The following is an 18,588-nucleotide window of genomic DNA, read 5'->3' on the forward strand; positions in this document are numbered from 1 at the left end:
AATTGCAAGCCGGCGGCGGTGCAGCTCCGCGTTGCCCCGCCGCCGGCCCCCATTCCTTTTTCATCATGAAAACACTCGTGCCCGATTCCGGCGCCGGCGGCGAATCGTGGGCAACCACCGCGCGGCGCCCGATGCTGATTCACATCGACAACAGCAAGCCGATCCTGGACAAGGCGAGCGAGCAGCGCGGCGTGCTCGAAGGCCATGGCCTCGAGGTGGCGTACGACGGCCTGGAGATCACGCCATGACTGCCTCACTGGCCAACCGCGCGCGTCCGCGCGAAGCGGCTCGCGACGAACTCCAGCGCTTGTGGGACTTCGACGAGTTCGAGGCCCGCCTGCGCGCCTGCGAATCGCGCTACCACATCCACCACCGGTTCAACCAGCGACTCAATCACGGCGAACTGCAGCCCTTTCAGGTGCGCGCCTGGGTGGCCAACCGCTTCTACTACCAGGTCAACATTCCGCGCAAGGACGCGGCGGTGATGTCCAACTGCGACGATCGCGCCGAGCGCCGACGCTGGATCCTGCGCATGCTCGATCACGACGGCCACGGCAGCCACGTCGGCGACGATGCCGGGGGCATCGAATCCTGGAGCCGTCTGGCGCAAGCCGTGGCCCTCGATCCGCTCGACCTCTGGTCGCATCGACATGTGCAGCCAGGCGTGCGCTTTGCCGTCGATGCCTATGTCAACTTCGCACGGCAACGTCCGTGGGAAGAAGCGGCCATCTCTTCCCTGACCGAGATGTTTGCGCCCAGGATCCATGCCGACCGGCTCGCCGGCTGGCCGACGCTGTACCCGTGGATCGACGTCGAGGGCCTCGCATATTTCCGCAGCCGCATTCCGCTCGCCACGCGCGACGTCGAGCACGGACTCGAGGTTGCGCGACGCTGGTGCACCACGCGCGCCCGGCAGGAGCGGGCCATCGCGATCCTGCATTTCAAGCTCGACATCCTCTGGGCGATGCTCGATGCCATCGAGCGCGGCTTTCCCGACGACATGCCGCTGGCGCAACGACCATGATCACGCCCGATGGCCGCCCCCGCATGTCGGCCCTGTACCGGATGCAGTTCGAGCCGACGCAGGACAGCTGGGTCCTGCTCTACCCCGAGGGCATGGTGCGCCTCAACACCCCGGCTGCCGAGATCCTGCAGCGCTGCGACGGCCGGCGCACCGTGGACGAGATCGTCGCCGAGCTCGAAATCGCCTTTTCGCAGGCCTCCCTGCATGGCGACGTGGTCCTCTTCCTGAGCCAGGCGCTGCAACGCGGCTGGCTGCAATAGGCACAGACATGGGCACGAACATGGGAACGAACATGGGAACGAACATGGGCACAACCAAGGCCTCGCACACCCACGGCACGGTCAAGCCGCCGTTCTGGCTGCTCGCGGAGCTGACGTATCGCTGCCCACTGCACTGCGTGTTCTGCTCGAACCCGGTCGACTATGCGCAACACGACCAGGAGCTCGACACCGCGAGCTGGAAGCGTGTGCTGGCCGAGGCACGCTCACTCGGGGCCGTGCAGCTGGGCTTTTCGGGCGGCGAGCCGCTGCTGCGAGACGACCTCGAGGAACTCGTGGCGCACGCACGCGGGCTCGGCTTCTACACCAACCTCATCACATCGGGCGTCGGCCTCACGGGCACGCGCGCCCGAGCGCTGAAGGCGGCCGGGCTCGACCACGTCCAGCTCTCGTTCCAGGACTCGACGCGCGAGCTCAACGACTTCCTCAGCTCCTCGAAGACTTTCGAACTGAAATCGAAAGTCGCAGGCATCATCAAGGCCGAGGGCTATCCGATGGTGCTGAACTGCGTGATGCACCGCTTCAACCTGCAGCATGTCGATCGCATCATCGACATGGCCGAGCGCATGGGGGCGGACTTCCTCGAACTGGCCAACACGCAGTACTACGGCTGGGCGTGGCTCAACCGCGTTGCGCTGATGCCGACGGCGGCACAACTGCGCGATGCGGAAGCCATCGTCGACATGCACCGCGCAAGGCTGGCCGGCAGGATGAAGATCCTCTGGGTCTCGCCCGACTATGCAGATGCCAAGCCCAAGCCGTGCATGGCCGGATGGGGCACCGTCTTCATGGTGGTCGCGCCGGATGGCCTGGCCATGCCCTGCCACAGCGCCCGCATGCTGCCCGGTCCCGCGTTGCCGAACCTCCGGGAAGTGTCCGTGCGCGAAGCTTGGCACGAAAGCGAAGCTTTCAACCGCTACCGCGGCCAAGCCTGGATGAACCCGACTTGTGGAGGGTGCGAGGAGCGCCATCACGATTTCGGCGGCTGCCGTTGCCAGGCCTTTCTGGTCACGGGCGACGCGGCAGCAACGGACCCCGTGTGCATGAAGAGCGAGCATCGCGGACGCATCGACGACATGCTGGGTGCCGCGGTCAGGGAGCGCGCCAACGGCGTGCCCACGCAACCGTTGCGTTTCGTGCCGGGTGCACGACGGGGTGAGGGCCTGGTGTTTCGCAGTGACGAGAACTCGCGCGCCCTCGGCACGACGCCGCAGGGCCCTGCATGAACACGCGGCGCCGGTTTGCCACGAGCGGCTGGGCGGAGGGCCGACAGGGCAGCCTGGTTGTCGGCCGCCCATCGCTCGCCAGGTAACCTCCGCATCGGCACCCGGCGAATCGTGCTGCGCCTGCAGCGCCCGCGCCCGCACGCCAGGCAGCCGGGTCGCGAAGCCCGGCACGCCGGCCGGTGCGAGCCACCCGAGCCACAGCGGCTCGGGGCAGGCGACTGGCCGGCGCTTCGGAGTCAGGCTCCTCCCGGCTTTTGTGCCCACGCCATGCACCAGCCTTCGGCCGCGATCTGCTTGCGGCCGAACATGGCGCAGCCCGCCCACGGGTCGGTTGCCGCGCCTTGCCACATCGCGCAGTTCACGCAGCGCTGCGTCGCCGCGTGCTTCGGATATTTCTTTGCGTCGACGGTCTTCGTGTCGTGCTTGTAGCCGAGCGTGATCGAGGTCTCGTCGGACTCCTCGGCGTGCACGGCGGCCCACGCGGCGAGCGGCACAATGCCAATGCAGCTGCCCGCCACGATGCGACCGGCAAACGCCCTTCTCGTGACCCCTGCGGCCACGCCCTTGTCGATGTCGTTCATGCGCCTGCCCTCAGTTGGAAGCGACCTTGGCCGCGCTGCCCGCCTGCACCGGGCGCGGTGAACCGCCCGCGCCAGGGATCTTGAAGACCCACACCATGCCGCCCTGCTCCAGAAGGTTGACCTTCTTGGCCACCTCGCCGCCCCACAGCGGCACCGCACCGCCCCAGCCCGAGACGACGCTGACGTACTGCTCGCCGCCCTGCATCCAGGTGACCGGCGGCGCGACGACCCCGGAGCCGGTCTGGAACTCCCAGACCACCTTGCCGGTCTTCGCATCGGCCGCCTTCAGGTAGCCCTCGGGCGTGCCCCAAAACACAAGATTGCCGCCGGTGGTCAGCACGCCACCCCAGAGCGGCGCGCCGTTCTTCACTTCCCAGGCCATCTTGCCGGTCTTGGGGTCGATGGCGCGCAGCGAACCAATGTAGTCCTCGTTGAGCGGCTTGATCGTGAAGCCCGCGCCCAGGTAGGCCGCGCCCTTCTTGTAGGCGACCGGCTCGTTCCAGATGTCCATGCCCCATTCGTTGGACGGCACATAGAACATCTTCGTGTCGGGGCTGTAGGCCATCGGCATCTGGTTCTTGCCGCCCAGGAAGCCCGGTGCGGCGAACACGGCGCCGCCCTTCTTGCCATCGGGCCCCTCGATCGGGTCTCCGGGCCGGTTCTCCGGGATGAAATCGGGCCGCCCGGTCTTCAGGTCGATGCCGCTGGCCCAGGTGATCTTCTTGACGAACGGAAAGGCATTGATGAGCTGGCCCGTGCTGGCGTCGTTCACATAGAAGAAGCCGTTGCGATCCGCCTTGCCGCCGACGCGCTTGCCGTCCATGTCGAAGGTGACGAATTCGTTGACGCCGTCGAAGTCCCAGCTGTCGTTGGGCGTGCTCTGGTAGCTCCATTTGATCTGGCCGGTCTTCACGTCGATGGCCACCGTGGAGCACGAGAAAAGGTTGTCGCCCTGGCGCAGGTGGCTGTTCCATGGCGCCGGGTTGCCAGTGCCGAAATAGGCCAGGCCGGTCTTGGCGTCGTAGGTGCCGCCGAGCCAGGTGGCCGCACCTCCGGTCTTCCACAGGTCGCCGGGCCAGCTCTTGTTGACGGTGCCGGAGATGCCGTTCTCTTTCTTGTTGCCGTCCTTGTCGTAGGTGTAGCCCATGTGGCCCTCGACGGTGGGCCGCATCCACAGCAGCTTGCCGGTCTTCGGGTCGCGCGCCTCGACGCGGCCGACGACGCCGAACTCGCCGCCCGACACGCCAGTCAACATCACGCCATCGGCAATGATCGGTGCGGCCGTGGCCGAGTAGCCGGCGGCGTAGTCGTCGATCTTCTCCTTCCAGATCACGTCGCCGGTTTTCTGGTCGAGCGCCACGAGTTGCGCGTCGAGCGTCGCGAAGATCACCAGGTTGTCGTAGAGCGCGGCACCGCGGTTGACCACATCGCAGCAGGGCATGATGCCGTCGGGCAGCCGATGCTCATACTTCCACAGCTTCTTGCCGGTGGTCGCGTCGAGGGCAAAGATGCGCGAGTACGACGCAGTGACGAACATCCTGCCATTCATGATCACCGGCTGCGATTCCTGCCCGCGTTGCTTCTCGCCGCCGAACGAGAAGGCCCATACCGGCAGGAGCTTCGCGGCATTGGTCGAGTTCACCTGCCTGAGCGGCGAGTAACGTTGCCCCTGGGTGTTGATGCCCCAGGTCAGGATGTTCCCCGTCGCGGTGGCCTCGGACTGGATCATCTTGTCCGTGACCTGCGCGCGGGCGGCAGTAGCGGCCAGACCGACCGCGATGAGTGCGGTCAACAGCTTCAATTGCATGGTGTCTCCTTGAGTGGATCGTGGGTCGCGGACACGCTCGGCGAGCACGTCCTGCGGAGATTCAAGGGCAAACGCCGTGCCAGCCGTCCACGCTCCTGGAGGCGATGCAGGTGTTGCATCGCGGACGTTTCCGGCGCCTTCGCGTGCGGGTTTTCCCGTTGCAGTGCTACAGGGTTGAACAATGCGGCGCGCCTGACCGTGGCATCTCGCCACAGCGCGCTTCTACGGGGCGCCAAGGCGGCCCCGGACGGCTGCGCCATCGGCATGGGCCAGGCGTCGAACCTGGCCATCGACCCCGCGCTGTATTTGGTGGCTACGTGGCACAGCGCCTGGCGGCCACCTGAACGCTTCGACTTTTTCCATTTCGCGGTCCGGGGGTAGACAATGCACCGGTGGCGAACAACGCATCTCCCGCTTTTCAATCACTGACCGGCATCTATGAGCCGTCGGGGATCCAGCAGCTGCCAGACGGCCGGTTTCTTGTCGTGGAGGACGAGAAGGAACATCCCTTCAGCCTGATCACGATCGGTGCCGATGGGCAGGTCGACAGCACCGGGCTCGGGCCCGGTCTGCTTCAGATCTTCAGCGACTTCTGGAACCTCGACGACCTCGAAGGCCTTGCCCTGGATCGGGACGGCTTCGTCTATGCCGTCACGTCGCATTCCCGGGACGACGATGGCAACGAGAAGAGCGCCCGTGAACGACTGGTCAGGTTTCGCGTCGAGGGGAATCGGGTCGAGGACCCGAAGGTCGTCAAGGGATTGAAGAGCGCCTTGGCGACAGGGCATCCCGAGCTGGCAGCGGCAGCCGAGGTGAGGGACGTCAAGACCGATGCGGGACTCAATATCGAAGGGCTGGAGATCACCCAGGACCAGCAGCAATTGCTGATCGGCTTTCGCAGCCCGTTGCGCGACGGGCGCGCCATCATTGCGCGCATCGAGAATCCCCGTGGCATGTTCGAAGCAGACGAGGACCCCCGGGTGGCCGCAGAACTCGATGAACTGGACCTGGGCGGCCACGGGATCCGCGGCCTGACTTACGTGCGTACGCTCACCGAGTACCTGATCATCAGCGGACCCGTCTCGCGCAAGAAGGAGCCCTTCGGTCTCTGGCGCTGGGACGGTCGGAAAGGCAGTCCGGCCCGCCGTGTCGTCGTCCCGGGCCTGAAGAGCCTGAAGCGCGCGGAAGGCGTGTGTTCGGCGGTCCTCAATGGAAGGGGGCGGATCCTCATCGTCAGCGACGACGGCGATCGGAAGACCCGACGAGCCGCCAGCTATCTCCTGTTGGATCTCGACCAATTGCAGACGGCCTCTTGAGAGGTGAGGCCGCGGGTGATCAGGCCGCCAACGGCACAGGCTTGACGGCTGCCTGCCGGCTGCGCTTCGCGCCGGATGCCGGCCACTCGATCGGCAGGCCGACGTAGTTCTCCGCCAAGGCCGTCGCCGCGGCGCGCGAACGCGTCACATAGTCGAGCTCGGCGACTTGCAGCTTGTGCTGGAAGGCGTCGGCACCCGGGAAGCTGTGCATCATCGACGTCATCCACCACGAGAAGCGCGTGGCCTTCCAGATACGGCGCAGCGCGATGTCGGAATACTGGTCGAGCAGGTCGCTGTTTCGCTGCTGGTAGAAGGAGGTGAGCGCACGGGCCAGGATCTGCGCATCGGACGCGGCCAGGTTCAGCCCCTTGGCGCCGGTCGGCGGCACGACGTGCGCGGAGTCGCCGGCCAGGAACAGCTTGCCGTAGCGCATGGGCTCGACCACCATGCTGCGCATGCCGATCACCGTCTTGCCGAAGATCTTGCCTTCCTTCGGCTCCCATCCGTCGCGCGTCCTCAGGCGCGCGCGGAATTCGGCCCAGATGCGGTCGTCGGACCAGTCCGCCACCTTTTCCGTCGGCGAGCACTGGAAGTACATGCGCTGCACATCGGGCGATCGCGTACTGACGAGCACGAAGCCGCGTTCGTGCATCGAGTAGATCAGTTCGTCCGACGACGGTGGCGCCTGGCAGAGGATGCCGAACCAGCCGAAGGGATAGAGCCGCTCGGACACCTCCAGCTTGCCCGCGGGAACCGACGGCCGGCTGATGCCCTGGGTGCCGTCGCAGCCGGCGACGAAGTCGCAGTTGATCTCGTGCATGGTGCCGTCGGCTTCGCGGTAGCGGATCTTCGGCTGCGCGCCCTCCAGCTCGTGGACGCTCACGTCCTTCGCGTTGAAGCGGATGTCGCCACCGGTCGCGAGGCGGACCTGGATCAGGTCCTTGATGACGTCGTGCTGCGCGTAGATCTTCACGGCCTTGCCGCCGGTGAGATCGGCAAGGTCGATGCGCTCGTCGCGACCGTCGAAGCGCAGCACGATGCCTTCGTGGCGCAGGCCTTCCTTCATCATGCGTTCGCCGGCGCCGATCTCGTTCATCAGGTCCACCGTTCCCTGTTCGAGCACGCCGGCCTTGATGATGGCTTCGACGTCGTCGCGGCCCTGGCGTTCGAGGACGATCGACTCGATGCCGTTGAGATGCAAGATGTGCGAGAGCAGCAGGCCTGCGGGACCGGCACCGACGATGCCGACTTGGGTTCTGGTCTTGATCATTTGAAGTCTCCGGATGTGATGGATGGGTTCAATGCGCGGCGACAACGTCGCCCGCGGATACGTCATGCCCTTCGCGATAGCGCATGCACTTGAAGGCGAGTGCCAGGCCGGCCAGCAGCGTGGGCACGGCCAGGGCCATGAAGATGCGGCTGATGTCCCAGCCCGCGCCAAGGAGCCAGCCGCCGCCCATGGCTCCCAGGATGCCGCCGAAGCGGCCGATGCCGAGCATCCAGCTCACGCCGCTGGCACGGCTTTGCGTCGGATAGAAAACCGCGGCCAGCGTGTTCATGGAAGACAGCGCGCCACTCACGAAAAAGCCCGCGAAGAACACGCACACCTCGAGTTCGAGGAACGAATCGAGCCCGCGGCCGACATGGAGCAGCAGGAGCGAGCCGAACACGAAGCCCGCGGCGACGATGAGGGTCGGCCGGACTTTGTCCATGAGCCAGCCCATGAGCAGCGTGCCGGTCGAGGCGCCGACCAGCAGCATGGCCGAGACCACCGCCGCCATGCCGATCGGCTGGCCGGTCTGCACGATCAGCGACGGCAGCCAGCTCGTCAGCATGTAGTACACCAGCAGGCCCATGAAGTACGCGACCCACAGCAGCGCGGAGCCCAGGCCGAGGCCGCCCTTGAACAGGCCGGCGATGGACGAATGCTGCGCGCCCCTGAGCTCGGGCAGCGTGAAGCCGATGTCGTGTCCGCTGTGCAGCGTGCCGATGCGCGAGAGGATGCGGGCGACCTGCGCGGCCGGTGCGCCCTTGACCACCAGGAAGCGTGCGGATTCAGGCAGCACCAGCCACACCAGCGCGGCGCACAAGGTGGGCAACACACCACCCAGCACCAGCATGCCGTGCCAGCCGATCAGCGGCAGCAACCAGCCGGCCGTGAAGCCCGCGCTCGCGGCACCGAGCGAGAAGCCGACGAACATCACCGCGATCAGCCGGGCTCGGTGACGCTCGGGGCTGTACTCGGCCAGGATCGTCGTGGCGTTGGGCAGCGCGGCTCCGAGACCGAGGCCGGTGATGAAGCGCCACAAGGTCATCTCGGTGATCGAACCGGACCAGGCGCAACCGAAAGTGCCGATGGCGCACAACGCCAGCGCCAGCAGGATCACCGTCTTGCGGCCCTTGCGATCGGACAGCGGCCCCACGGTCAGCGCGCCGATGGCGACACCGAAGAGGCCGGCGCCGATCACCTGGCCGAAGGCCGCCTTGGGCAATCCCCAGTCATGCGACAGGCTCGGTATGAGGTACGAGATGATCGCCACGTCGAGGCCGTCCACCGCCGCGATGAGCGTCGCGATGACGAGGATGACCCATTGGTAGGGCGAGATGCGGCGGCTGTTGATGAAGTCCGCGACGTCGATGAGTTGTTTCATGTTTGTCTCCGTTGTCTGTGGTCATTTGCCAGGGTGGGTCAGGTGCTCGTTCGTTGCATGCGTGGCAAGGCGACGCTGCGAATCAGCCGCGTTTCCTGCGCGACGATCAGGTGTTCGGATGCGGCCAGGTAGGCGGGGAAATCGGGATGCGCATCGCGCGCCCTGCAGCGCTGTTCGTAGTCGGCGAGGCTGTCGTAGCCCCAGAGGTGGACGAACTGGTTCTGCGGCCCGACCAGGCTGGTATGAAAGCCGAGCGGATGGCCCAGCGTCTCCAGCAGGACCGGCATCGCGAGCCGGTCGAACACCTCGATGAATTCGCCCATCTTGCGCAAGGCGATCGTGTAGACGCGGTGGTCGACAAGGGGCTTGGCGAGGATCCGCATCACAGTGCCTCGCTGAGTTCTTCGACGCGGCTCGAGACGCGCGATGCGACAGCTGCTGGCCGTGTCACCTCGTCCTGCGCCGCGGCCTTGTCTGCGATGTGGTTGCCGGTCACGAAGCCGTGCGTCATGTTCGGCCCGTGCGTGATGCCGGCGCCGGGGTAGTTGCCGCCCATGATGCTTTCGCGGTCGTTGCCGACGGCGTAGAGGCCGGGAATGGCGCAGCCGTCGCGCCTGAGCACTTCGCCGACCACGCTGGTGCGGATGCCGTCGAAGGTGCCGAGGTCACCCATCACGACCTTGACCGCGTAGAACGGACCGGTCGCGACGGGTGCGACACAGGGATTGGGCTTGTTGTCGGCGTCGGCGAGGTAGCGGTTGAACGACGTGGTGCCGCGGCCGAATTGCGCATCGTTGCCATCGACTGCGCCGACGTTGTATTCGCTCACCGTGCGCTGCAGGCCGGCAGGGTCGATTCCCGCGTTCTGCGCGAGTTCGGCCAGCGTGTTGCCCTTGATGAGATAGCCGTTGCGCACCAGCGGGCCGATCGGCATGGGCGCGGGCTTGACGAAGCCGAGTCCGTACTTCGCGAGCGTCGTCTTGTCGCAGACCAGCCACATCGCCGTGTCCTTCCGGCCCTTGCATGCACGGATCATGGCCGCGCCGACATCGTGGTACGAGTTGGACTCGTTGGTAAAGCGCTGGCCGTTCTGCAGCACGCCGATCACGCCGGGCTTGTAGCGGTCGAGCAGGTGCGGGAACACTCCCACCTCGCCCTTGCCATACGGCACGCGCGACACGGGCATCCAGGCCGAGCTGTCTTCGAAGCGGATGTCGACCACCGCGCCGAGGGCCTCGGCCATGTTCACACCATCGCCGGTATTGCCGACCGGCGTTGGCGACACGTGCTCGCCGCCGCGCGCCACATGCGGGTAAGCCTTGGCGATGCGCCGGATGTCGTGCGGAAAACCACCGCATGCCAGCACCACGGCCTTGCGTGCGGTGATGCGCCGCTCGCCTTGCTCTCCATCGACGCGCGCACCGGCGACCTTGCCGTTCTCGATCAGGATCTCTCTTGCCGGGTGGCTGGTGAGGATCGGAATCCCCAGGTCCAGGGCCGACTTCGCGAGCCGCGCGGCGAGCGCATTGCCGCTGGTCACGTTGATGCCGCGTTTGTAGAGCGCCAGTTCCTTCAGGTGCGTTGCCAACCGCCTGGCCACGTATGCGAACGAGGCCAGCGATTGGGTCGCGCGAAAGAAATGCTTGAGGTCGGCATTCGACGAGTTGAACATCATCCCGATGAAGGTGATGGTCCTGAGCGGCGGCTTCAGGCGCGCCATATCCTTGCCGAGGCCGCGGATGTCGTAGGGCGCGGCGAGGATCGAGCGGCCGACGTCGACGCCGCCAGGTGCATCCGGGTGGTAGTCGGGGTACATCGTCGGCACGAACTTCACCTCGGTCTCGCGCTCGAAGAACTCGACCATGCGCGGGCCGTTGTCGAGGAAGGACTCGACGGCCTCGGCGTCGTAATGCTTGCCCGTCTGCTGGACCATGTAGTTGCGAACCGCCTCGCGGCTGTCGGTGGGGTTCTGCTTGCGGCCGTGATGGGTCATCGGGATCCACAGCACGCCGCCCGAAAGCGCCGTGGTGCCGCCGAACACCGGCTCCTTCTCGATCACCACCACGTCGAGGCCGCGCTTGCGCGCCGTGATGGCGGTGGCGAGGCCGGCCGCGCCGGAGCCGATCACCAGGACATCGCATTCGAAATCGTTGGACATGTCTTTTTCCTTCGTCGTGGTCATGCCGTCGCCGTCCTGTTGAAGCCGGGGCGTGGCACCATGTCCATCAACATGCAGCCGAGACCGCCGTCGACGACCAGTTCGGCGCCGTTGAGATAGGCGGAGCGCTGGCTCGCCAGGAAGATCGCCGGGTTGGCGATGTCGACGGGTTCGCCGACACGGCGGCTTGCGGTGACCGCGGCGCGCTTCGCCTCGAATCCGGGTTCCTCGTAGAACTTCGCGGACAGCGCGGTGCGGATCATTCCGGGGCAGACGGCGTTGCTGCGAACCCCTTGCGGGCCCCACTCTGCCGCCATCTGCTTCGACAGCAACAGCACCGCCGCCTTGCTCGGGCTGTAGGCACCGCTGCGCGTCTGCGGGTGCAGGGCCGAGACAGAAGCGACATGGACGATGCTGCCCTCGCCCGCCTCGATCATGTCGCGGCCGAATTCGCGCGAGCAAAGCAGATAGCCGGTGAGGTTGATCGCAAGGACCGCGTTCCAGTCGGCGACCGACACGGTGTCGAGGCTGCCGGCGCGCAGCATGCCGGCGTTGTTGACGAGCGCTGCGCAGACGCCGAGTTCGTGCCGCACTTGCGCAGCCGCGGCGACCACCGCCGCCTCGTCGCCGACGTCGCACCGCACGGCCAGCGCGGTCGCGCCCTGTTCGCGCAGCGAGGCGGCCACGCGTTCGGCCGCATCGACATCGCGGTCGAGCAACGCGACCTTCGCGCCGACATCCGCGAGGCCTCTTGCGATCGCCGCCCCGATGCCGCTGCCCGCGCCGGTGACGACGCAGACCTTGCCGTCGAGGCCCAGCCAGTGGCCGGACGATTCGACCTGCATCGGGGGGAGGGGGTTGTTACCGCCGTGGCGATCCAGCTGGATGCCGTTCGTTGAACTCATGTGTTGTCTCCTGTGATTTGGTGCCTGAATGGTCCTCCCGACGCGGCTTTCCCTCAATCGACAAACTCGGCCAAGAACAGGACAATTCGTGCATGACGTCGGGCATGACAAGCGTTCCCAACTTCGCGCTGTACGGCACCGAGGCGCAGCCTTCGTGGATGGACCTCGTGCATTTCGAGCGCATTCCGGAGCGATCCGGCCTGCACAACTGGGAAATCGAGCCGCACTTCCATGACGCGCTGATCCAGGTGCTCTACCCGATCAGTGGCGGCGGCGAGACCTTCATCGACGGGCGCAAGTGGACGCTGCAGACGCCCTGCCTCATCGTCGCGCCGGCGCGCTCGGTGCATGGCTTTCGCTGGACGATCAGCGATGTCGACGGGCCGGTGGTCACGGCCGCGCAACGTCCGCTCGAATCGCTCGCGGCCACCGCATCGCCGGAGCTGTTGCAGCACATCCGCAAGCCGGCCGTCCTGCACGTCGACCCGAACAGCCGCCATGCCGAGTCACTGATGCCGTTGTTCGACGCCATCGCTCGCGAAGCAGCTACGCACACGCAGGGCCAGGTCGCGGCAGGCATGTCGCTGCTGGTCGCGCTGTTCGTGCAGATCGCGCGCATCAGCCAGACCGCACGAAGCGATGACGACGTGCCGCGGACCCGAAAGGCCAGACAAGTCGAACGCTTTCGCACCCTGCTCGACGAGCACTGTCGAGAGCGCATGCCCGTGGAGCGCTATGCGCGCGAACTCGGCGTGACGGCGGGCCAACTCACGCGCATGTGCCGCGAGGTGATGGGCATGTCGACGCTCGATGCGATCAATGCGCGCGTGGTGCACGAGGCGCAGCGCGAGCTGGTCTATTCATCGCTCAGCATCAAGCAGATCGCGGCGGAGCTGGGCTTCGAGGACGAGGCCTACTTCGGCCGGTTCTTCAAGAAGCAGACTGGCGTGCGGCCGACGGAATTCCGCGGCAACGCGCGGCGTGAGCTGGTGAAGTGAAACCACCCCCGAAGCGCCTGCGGCGCCTCCCCCTCTAGGGGGCGCACCCGGCGGCCCGGCAAAGCCGGTTCCGCGGGTGCCCACGAACAGACCTCGCCGTGCTCGTCCTGGTTTCATGCACCGCGAGGTACGAGAGCGTGGTGGAAAATGTCAGCGATGCCTGAACACAGCCTTGCGCTTGGACAGGAAGGCCTGCATCTCGGCCCGGCAAAGCCGGTTCCGCGGGTGCCAACGAACAGACCTCGCCGTGCTCGTCCTGGTTTCATGCACCGCGAGGTACGAGAGCGTGGTGGAAAAAGTCAGCGATGCCTGAACACAGCCTTGCGCTTGGACAGGAAGGCCCGCATCCCTTCATGTGCATCTTCGCTGGCAAAGCGCGCATGGAGTTGGCGCCGCTCGAAGCCGATGCCCTCCGAAAGCGAGGATTCCCAGGCACGGTTCACGGACTCCTTGATCGCCATCACTGCCGGCAGCGAGAAGGCTGCGATGCGCGCGGCCAGGTCGATGGTTTCGGCCAGCAGCCGTTGGTCCGAAACGACCCGCGAGACCAGTCCGTAGCGGTCGGCTTCCGATGCGTCCAGCATGCGGCCCGACAGGCACATGTCCATCGCCTTTGCCTTGCCGATGGCGCGCGGCAGGCGCTGGGTTCCACCGGCGCCAGGCAGCATGGCGAGCCTGACCTCCGGCAGCGCAAAGCGGGCGGACTCGGCGGCGACGATCATGTCGCAGGCCATCGCCAGTTCGCAGCCTCCACCCATGGCGAAGCCCGCCACCGCCGCGATCACCGGCTTGCGCACGCGCCGGATGGTTTCCCAGTTGCGCGTGATGAAGTCGGCCTAGTGGACATCCATGTAGGTCCACTCCGCCATCGCCGCGATGTCGGCCCCGGCCGCGAAGGCCTTGTCATTGCCGGTGATGACGATGGCGCCGATGTCCGCATTGGCGTCGGACGCAAGCAGCGCTGCGCCCAGCGCGTCCATCAGCGCATCGTCGAGCGCGTTCATCTGCTGCGGCCTGTTCAGCGTGATGACGCCGGCGCGGCCGTGCGTCTCCACCAGGATGGGTTGCTCCTGCATCGCAGCCATGGCCTGTTCGTTCATGCCGCGCTCTCGCGCAACAGGTCGCGCAGCTTGAATTTCTGGATCTTCCCGGTCGGCGTGGAAGGCATCGCTTCGCGCACCACCAGACGTTCCGGGATGTACTGGATCGCCACCTTCTGCCCCTTCAGGAATTGAACGATCGAAGGCAGGTCGACGCTGCGGCCCGGCTTGGGCACCACCACCGCACAGGCCCGTTCGCCCAGGCGCTCGTCGGGGTAGGCCACGATGGCGGCCATGGCGACGTCGGGGTGCCGGTACAGCAGCGACTCGATCTCGACCACCGGAATGTTTTCGCCACCGCGAATGATCACGTCCTTGCTGCGGCCGGTGATGCGGACGTAGCCTTGGGCGTCGATGCGTGCCACATCGCCGGTGTCGAACCAGCCTTCGGCGTCGGTGCCGTTGAGTTGCGAGCGCCGCAAATAGCCGCCGAAGTTCGAGCACGAGCGCACCAGCAGGCTTCCTGGCTGGTCGGCTGGCAGCGCCTGGTCGCCCTCGCCGACCACCTTGAGTTCGACGCCAGGCAGCGCCAGCCCATCGGTGGTGAACGCGCGCACGTCTTCGTCGTCGAGCTGGATCATGGTGACGGCGCCGTTCTCCGTCATGCCCCAGGCCGAAACGATCTTGGTGCCCAGGACCTGGCGCGCCTGCTCCACCAGCGGACCCGGAATCGGCGCGCCCGCACACAGGAAGGTCCGCAGGCTCGGGACCTGCTGGCCCGTTTCTGCAACGGTCCGCGCGAGGTCCGTGAGGAACGGCGTGGAGGCCATCGTGAAGCTGGCTCCCGCGGCCCGGATCAGTTCGATGGCCTGCTTCGGCTCCCAGATGTCCTGCAGCACTGCGCTCGCCTTGAGCATGACCGGCATCATCAGCCCGTACATGAAGCCGGTCTGGTGCGCCATGGGCGAGGCCATCAGCACCACGTCGTCAGCGCCCAGGCGCAGGCGCTGCGCAAAGGGAATGATGTTGGCCATGGTGGTGTTGGCCGAGTGCATCACGCCCTTGGGCTCGCCGGTGGTGCCGGAGGTGTAGATGAGCTGCGTCACGTCATCCGGGCCGGGACGGCTGCGCGTGAGGATGTCGTGCGCGTCGTGCTCGTTCTCCCAGGCCGGGCCGCTGAGCAGCGCCTCGAAGCTGTCGGGACCCTCGCCGCCGACCACCACGATGTGCTTCAGGTCGGGCAAGGACGGTTGCAGTTCGCTCACCATGTGCTCGAAGTCGAATCCGCGAAAGGTCTTCGGCACGATCACGACGCGGGTTTCGCCGTGCTTGAGCATGAAGGACAGTTCGCGCTCGCGGAAGATGTGCATCAGCGGGTTCATCACGGCGCCGATGCGCGAACAGGCCAGGTAGACCAGCGTGAATTGCCACCAGTTGGGCAACTGGCAGGCCACCACGTCGTTGTTGCCCACGCCCAGGCGCGACAGTCCCACCGCGATGCGATCGGCCATGCGCGCCATCTCCCGGTAGGTGAAGCGGGTGGTGGCGCCCTGCTCCACTTGCAAGGCGGTCAGCGCGAGCTTGTCGGGACACTCCGCAACGCAGGCGTCGAGGTCGTCGTTGATGGTGCGGTCGTGCCACAGGCCCTGCGCGACCATTCGGGCGCGGCGCGGCGGCAGCAATACGGCATCGAATTCCATGGTCTTGTCTCCTCGTGTTTCCGTCGTTGCAGGTGGAAGCTCAGGCCGGCACGGCCTCGCGCCCGGCGCGGGTGCGCGCCACGATGGTCTTCATGATCTGCGCGGTGCCGTCGCCGATCTGGAAGCCGAGCACGTCGCGCAGACGCTGCTCCATCACGCCGCGGTCGTAGCCGCCATGGCCGAACATCAGCAGGCACTGGTGGATGGTGTCGTAGGCCAGCTTGGGCGCCCACCACTTGCACATCGCGGCTTCAGCCGTGTGGGGCGCGCCCTTGTCCTTGAGCCACAGGGTCTGCAGGCACAGCAGGCGCGCGGCGCTCACCTGCGTATCGAAATCGGCCAGCGGGTGCGAAACGCCCTGGAACGCGGACAGCGGCTTGCCGAAGGCTTCGCGCTGTGCCACGTACTCCCAGGTCTCCTCGAGCGCAGTGCGGGCCACCGCCAGGACCTGCAGCCCGATCAGCGCCCGCGAGAAGTCGAAGCCCTGCATCACCTGCACGAAGCCCTTGTTCTCGGCCCCGAGTCGATGGCTCACAGGCACGCGCACGTTCTCGAAGAACAGCGAGCCGCGACCGATCGCGCGCTGGCCGTGGCAATCGAAGCGGTTGCGGGTGACGCCCGGCAGATCCATCGGAACCAGCAGCGCGGTCACGCCATGGGCGCCAGCCTCGACGGTGCCGGTGCGGCCGAACACCACCGCCGCGTCGGCCTGGTCGGCCGCGGAGATGGAAGTCTTCTCGCCATTGACGACGTACTCGTCGCCGACGCGCTCCATGCGCAGGCGCAGGCTGGCCGCGTCGGAGCCACCGCGCGGCTCGGTCAGTGCAATGGCGAACAACGCCTCGCCGCGTGTCAGCTTGTGCAGCCACGGCTGCACGACCTCGGGCTTGCCGTGCTGCGAGAGGATCTGTCCATTGAGCGAAGCGAGCAGGTTGACGTACGACATGCTGAGGTCGGCCCGCGCAATCTCCTCGTGGATCACGCCGGCCGCCAGGCAGCCCATGCCCTGGCCGCCATGCGCTTCGGGCAGCTCGGGCGCGATGAATCCCATCTCGCCCATTTCGCGCATCAGTTGCCGATCGAGCACGCGGGTCTTGTCGCGTTCCATGAAGCCGGGCGCGATGCGCTCGGTTGCGAAGCGGCGCGCGTGGTCGCCCAGCGCGGTCAGGTCGTCGTCGAGATACGGGGTCATCACATTTCTCCGGGGGTGCGCTGCGCCACGGCGCCATACCGATGGCGCCGTGCGTGCAAAGTTTCAGGGGGTCGGGTGGGTCTCTACTTCGCGTACTGGCGGAAGTCGGGCTTGCGCTTTTCCTTCAGCGCATTGACGCCCTCGCGCGATTCTTCGGTGTCGTAGTAGAGCTTGAGCGCGTACATGCCGAGGCCCGCGATGCCGGCCTGGTGCGCGGTGTCGGCATTGAAGCTGCGCTTGGCGATGGCCAGCGCCGTGGGACTGCGCTCGCAGATTTCCTCGGCCCACTTCTGCACCTCGGCGTCGAGCTGGTCGTGCGGAACCACGGCGTTGGCCAGGCCCATGGCCACCGCCTCGGCGCCGCTATAACGTCTGTTCAGGTACCAGATCTCGCGCGCCTTCTTCTCGCCGACGACGCGCGCCAGGAAGGCGGTGCCATAGCCCGGATCGACCGAGCCCATCTTGGGGCCGACCTGGCCGAAGATGGCTTTCTCGGAGGCGATGGTCAGGTCGCAGATCGTGCACAGCACGTTGCCCCCGCCGATCGCGAAGCCCTGCACGCGGGCGATCACCGGCTTGGGCACGTTGCGGATCGCGTCGTGCAACTCCTCCATCGGCAGGCCGATGGTTCCGCGGCCGTCGTAGTTGCCGTCGTGGGCGGACTGGTCGCCGCCCGTGCAGAAGGCACGGTCGCCGGCACCGGCCAGCACGATGGCACCAACGCCGCGGTCATAGCCGGCGCGGTTCATCGCCCGGATGATCTCGTCGCAGGTCTGGCCGCGAAAAGAGTTCATCTTGTCGGGCCGGTTGATCGTGATCCAGGCCACGCCGTTGCGTACTTCGTAAAGGATGTCTTCGAATTCCATGGTGTTCTCCTTGGGGGATGCTGTGCGGGGAGGCTATTGCGCGATCGGGCGATCGGGCGATCAGCCGTTCATGGTCAGGCCGCCGGAGACGCTCAGCACCTGCCCGGTGACAAAGCTGGCGTCGTCGCTCGCAAAGTAGAGGATGGCGCCAGGCAGGTCGTCCGGCTGGCCGATGCGACCCAGCGGAATCGAGCGCGTGAACGCTTCCATCAGCTTCTCGGGATTGCCCGCGCCTTCCTTGTAGTCGGCGAACAACGCGGTGTCGGTCGGTCCGGGGCACACCACGTTGACGGTGATGCCGTGACGCGCATGTTCGCGGGCGATGGTCTTGGAAAACGCCACCAGGCCGCCCTTGCATGCCGCGTACACCGCCTCGCCCGAGGAGCCGACACGCGCCGCATCCGACGCAATGTTGACGATGCGCCCCGCCTTGCGCGCCGCCATGCCCGGCAGCACCGCGTGATGCATGTGCAGCGCGCCGGTCAGGTTGATCGCGATCAGCTTGTCCCACTGCGCCGACTCGGTCCTGGTGAACGGCTTGAACACGTCCCAGCCGGCGTTGTTGACGAGCACATCGACCGAGCCCAGGCTCTGCTGCGTGGCCTCCACCGCCTTGTCGACGCTGGCGCGGTCGGTGATGTCGCAGCAGAACGCCTGCGCCTGCCCGCCCTCTTCCCGAATACCGGAGGCGACCTTCTCGGCCGCCTCCAGGTTCATGTCGTACACCGCGACCTTGGCGCCTTCGCGAGCGAAGCGCCGACAGGTGGCCCCGCCGATACCGCCGCCGCCGCCCGTGACCACCACTGTCTTGCTTTCGAATCTCTGCATCAGGTTCTCCATCAGGTT

General features: G+C 66.5%; 17 protein-coding genes and 1 pseudogene. 6 read left to right on the forward strand and 12 right to left on the reverse strand.

Annotated features, from left to right (window positions below; translation table 11 throughout):
• Positions 1 to 65 precede the first annotated feature (65 nt).
• The 4 genes from WKW80_RS27865 to pqqE are packed head-to-tail and all read left to right on the forward strand — an operon-like array spanning position 66 to position 2,528.
• Positions 66 to 248 carry a hypothetical protein gene (locus WKW80_RS27865; RefSeq protein ID WP_340366836.1) on the forward strand — a complete coding sequence of 61 codons (183 nt, stop codon included), beginning with the start codon at positions 66 to 68 and terminating at the stop codon, positions 246 to 248.
• A complete protein-coding gene (pqqC, locus tag WKW80_RS27870; protein ID WP_340366837.1) occupies positions 245 to 1,024 on the forward strand; it encodes a pyrroloquinoline-quinone synthase PqqC in 780 nt (259 codons plus the stop codon). Before WKW80_RS27865 ends, pqqC begins: the two co-directional genes overlap by 4 nt.
• Positions 1,021 to 1,284 (forward strand): pyrroloquinoline quinone biosynthesis peptide chaperone PqqD, encoded by a 264-nt coding sequence (gene pqqD, locus WKW80_RS27875; protein WP_340366838.1) that lies wholly within the window; start codon positions 1,021 to 1,023, stop codon positions 1,282 to 1,284. Before pqqC ends, pqqD begins: the two co-directional genes overlap by 4 nt.
• A 44-nt stretch (positions 1,285 to 1,328) precedes the next feature.
• Positions 1,329 to 2,528, forward strand: a complete 1,200-nt coding sequence (gene pqqE / locus WKW80_RS27880) for a pyrroloquinoline quinone biosynthesis protein PqqE (protein ID WP_340366839.1) — start codon at positions 1,329 to 1,331, stop codon at positions 2,526 to 2,528.
• A gap of 236 nt (positions 2,529 to 2,764) precedes the next feature.
• Here pqqE and WKW80_RS27885 read toward each other — a convergent pair whose 3' ends face one another.
• Positions 2,765 to 3,109: a high-potential iron-sulfur protein gene (locus WKW80_RS27885; protein WP_340366840.1), complete on the reverse strand. Its 345-nt coding sequence runs from the start codon at positions 3,107 to 3,109 to the stop codon at positions 2,765 to 2,767.
• A 10-nt stretch (positions 3,110 to 3,119) separates the two neighbouring features.
• Positions 3,120 to 4,916: a PQQ-dependent methanol/ethanol family dehydrogenase gene (locus tag WKW80_RS27890; protein WP_340366841.1), complete on the reverse strand. Its 1,797-nt coding sequence runs from the start codon at positions 4,914 to 4,916 to the stop codon at positions 3,120 to 3,122.
• A 392-nt stretch (positions 4,917 to 5,308) separates the two neighbouring features.
• Here WKW80_RS27890 and WKW80_RS27895 point away from each other — a divergent pair, with 392 nt between their 5' ends.
• Positions 5,309 to 6,232: a DUF3616 domain-containing protein gene (locus tag WKW80_RS27895; protein WP_340366842.1), complete on the forward strand. Its 924-nt coding sequence runs from the start codon at positions 5,309 to 5,311 to the stop codon at positions 6,230 to 6,232.
• A 19-nt stretch (positions 6,233 to 6,251) separates the two neighbouring features.
• Here the strand turns inward: WKW80_RS27895 and WKW80_RS27900 are convergent, their stop codons facing one another.
• The 5 genes from WKW80_RS27900 to WKW80_RS27920 are packed head-to-tail and all read right to left on the reverse strand — an operon-like array spanning position 6,252 to position 11,886.
• A complete protein-coding gene (locus WKW80_RS27900; RefSeq protein WP_340366843.1) occupies positions 6,252 to 7,502 on the reverse strand; it encodes a 4-hydroxybenzoate 3-monooxygenase in 1,251 nt (416 codons plus the stop codon).
• 28 nt (positions 7,503 to 7,530) lie between these two features.
• Positions 7,531 to 8,883 (reverse strand): MFS transporter, encoded by a 1,353-nt coding sequence (locus WKW80_RS27905; RefSeq protein WP_340366844.1) that lies wholly within the window; start codon positions 8,881 to 8,883, stop codon positions 7,531 to 7,533.
• A 38-nt stretch (positions 8,884 to 8,921) separates the two neighbouring features.
• Complete coding sequence (locus tag WKW80_RS27910; RefSeq protein WP_340366845.1) at positions 8,922 to 9,266, reverse strand: NIPSNAP family protein; 345 nt, start codon at positions 9,264 to 9,266, stop codon at positions 8,922 to 8,924.
• Positions 9,266 to 11,041 (reverse strand): FAD-dependent oxidoreductase, encoded by a 1,776-nt coding sequence (locus WKW80_RS27915; RefSeq protein WP_340366909.1) that lies wholly within the window; start codon positions 11,039 to 11,041, stop codon positions 9,266 to 9,268. The genes WKW80_RS27910 and WKW80_RS27915 overlap by 1 nt, the downstream gene beginning before the upstream one ends.
• Positions 11,042 to 11,061: 20 nt before the next feature.
• Positions 11,062 to 11,886, reverse strand: a complete 825-nt coding sequence (locus WKW80_RS27920) for an SDR family NAD(P)-dependent oxidoreductase (RefSeq protein WP_340366910.1) — start codon at positions 11,884 to 11,886, stop codon at positions 11,062 to 11,064.
• A 164-nt stretch (positions 11,887 to 12,050) separates the two neighbouring features.
• On the opposite strand from WKW80_RS27920, the gene WKW80_RS27925 reads away from it, so the two are divergent.
• Positions 12,051 to 12,944, forward strand: coding sequence for a helix-turn-helix domain-containing protein (locus WKW80_RS27925; protein ID WP_340366846.1), 894 nt, complete (start codon positions 12,051 to 12,053; stop codon positions 12,942 to 12,944).
• Between the two features lie 299 nt (positions 12,945 to 13,243).
• On the opposite strand, the pseudogene WKW80_RS27930 reads toward WKW80_RS27925, so the two are convergent.
• The 5 genes and pseudogenes from WKW80_RS27930 to badH all read right to left on the reverse strand — a co-directional run bounded on the left by WKW80_RS27930 (position 13,244) and on the right by badH (position 18,570).
• Positions 13,244 to 14,020 (reverse strand): annotated as a pseudogene (locus tag WKW80_RS27930) (enoyl-CoA hydratase).
• A gap of 20 nt (positions 14,021 to 14,040) precedes the next feature.
• A complete protein-coding gene (gene aliA, locus WKW80_RS27935; RefSeq protein ID WP_340366847.1) occupies positions 14,041 to 15,684 on the reverse strand; it encodes a cyclohexanecarboxylate-CoA ligase in 1,644 nt (547 codons plus the stop codon).
• A 40-nt stretch (positions 15,685 to 15,724) separates the two neighbouring features.
• Positions 15,725 to 16,876: a cyclohexanecarboxyl-CoA dehydrogenase gene (aliB, locus tag WKW80_RS27940; RefSeq protein ID WP_340366848.1), complete on the reverse strand. Its 1,152-nt coding sequence runs from the start codon at positions 16,874 to 16,876 to the stop codon at positions 15,725 to 15,727.
• An 83-nt stretch (positions 16,877 to 16,959) separates the two neighbouring features.
• Positions 16,960 to 17,742: a 2-ketocyclohexanecarboxyl-CoA hydrolase gene (gene badI / locus WKW80_RS27945; RefSeq protein WP_340366849.1), complete on the reverse strand. Its 783-nt coding sequence runs from the start codon at positions 17,740 to 17,742 to the stop codon at positions 16,960 to 16,962.
• Between the two features lie 60 nt (positions 17,743 to 17,802).
• On the reverse strand, positions 17,803 to 18,570 hold the full coding sequence (badH, locus tag WKW80_RS27950) for a 2-hydroxycyclohexanecarboxyl-CoA dehydrogenase (protein WP_340366850.1): 768 nt from the start codon (positions 18,568 to 18,570) through the stop codon (positions 17,803 to 17,805).
• Between the last annotated feature and the right edge of the window lie 18 nt (positions 18,571 to 18,588).

The sequence above is a fragment of the Variovorax humicola genome, assembly GCF_037889915.1.
Lineage (GTDB): Bacteria > Pseudomonadota > Gammaproteobacteria > Burkholderiales > Burkholderiaceae_C > Variovorax > Variovorax humicola.

Excerpts from the sequence above, each read along its gene's own strand:
- WKW80_RS27865 (WP_340366836.1), top strand. The coding sequence starts at position 66 with ATGAAAACACTCGTGCCCGATTCCGGCGCCGGCGGCGAATCGTGGGCA.
- pqqC (WP_340366837.1), top strand. The coding sequence starts at position 245 with ATGACTGCCTCACTGGCCAACCGCGCGCGTCCGCGCGAAGCGGCTCGC.
- pqqD (WP_340366838.1), top strand. The coding sequence starts at position 1,021 with ATGATCACGCCCGATGGCCGCCCCCGCATGTCGGCCCTGTACCGGATG.
- pqqE (WP_340366839.1), top strand. The coding sequence starts at position 1,329 with ATGGGCACAACCAAGGCCTCGCACACCCACGGCACGGTCAAGCCGCCG.
- WKW80_RS27885 (WP_340366840.1), bottom strand. The coding sequence starts at position 3,109 with ATGAACGACATCGACAAGGGCGTGGCCGCAGGGGTCACGAGAAGGGCG.
- WKW80_RS27890 (WP_340366841.1), bottom strand. The coding sequence starts at position 4,916 with ATGCAATTGAAGCTGTTGACCGCACTCATCGCGGTCGGTCTGGCCGCT.
- WKW80_RS27900 (WP_340366843.1), bottom strand. The coding sequence starts at position 7,502 with ATGATCAAGACCAGAACCCAAGTCGGCATCGTCGGTGCCGGTCCCGCA.
- WKW80_RS27905 (WP_340366844.1), bottom strand. The coding sequence starts at position 8,883 with ATGAAACAACTCATCGACGTCGCGGACTTCATCAACAGCCGCCGCATC.
- WKW80_RS27910 (WP_340366845.1), bottom strand. The coding sequence starts at position 9,266 with ATGCGGATCCTCGCCAAGCCCCTTGTCGACCACCGCGTCTACACGATC.
- WKW80_RS27915 (WP_340366909.1), bottom strand. The coding sequence starts at position 11,041 with ATGTCCAACGATTTCGAATGCGATGTCCTGGTGATCGGCTCCGGCGCG.
- WKW80_RS27920 (WP_340366910.1), bottom strand. The coding sequence starts at position 11,886 with ATGCAGGTCGAATCGTCCGGCCACTGGCTGGGCCTCGACGGCAAGGTC.
- WKW80_RS27925 (WP_340366846.1), top strand. The coding sequence starts at position 12,051 with ATGACAAGCGTTCCCAACTTCGCGCTGTACGGCACCGAGGCGCAGCCT.
- aliA (WP_340366847.1), bottom strand. The coding sequence starts at position 15,684 with ATGGAATTCGATGCCGTATTGCTGCCGCCGCGCCGCGCCCGAATGGTC.
- aliB (WP_340366848.1), bottom strand. The coding sequence starts at position 16,876 with ATGACCCCGTATCTCGACGACGACCTGACCGCGCTGGGCGACCACGCG.
- badI (WP_340366849.1), bottom strand. The coding sequence starts at position 17,742 with ATGGAATTCGAAGACATCCTTTACGAAGTACGCAACGGCGTGGCCTGG.
- badH (WP_340366850.1), bottom strand. The coding sequence starts at position 18,570 with ATGCAGAGATTCGAAAGCAAGACAGTGGTGGTCACGGGCGGCGGCGGC.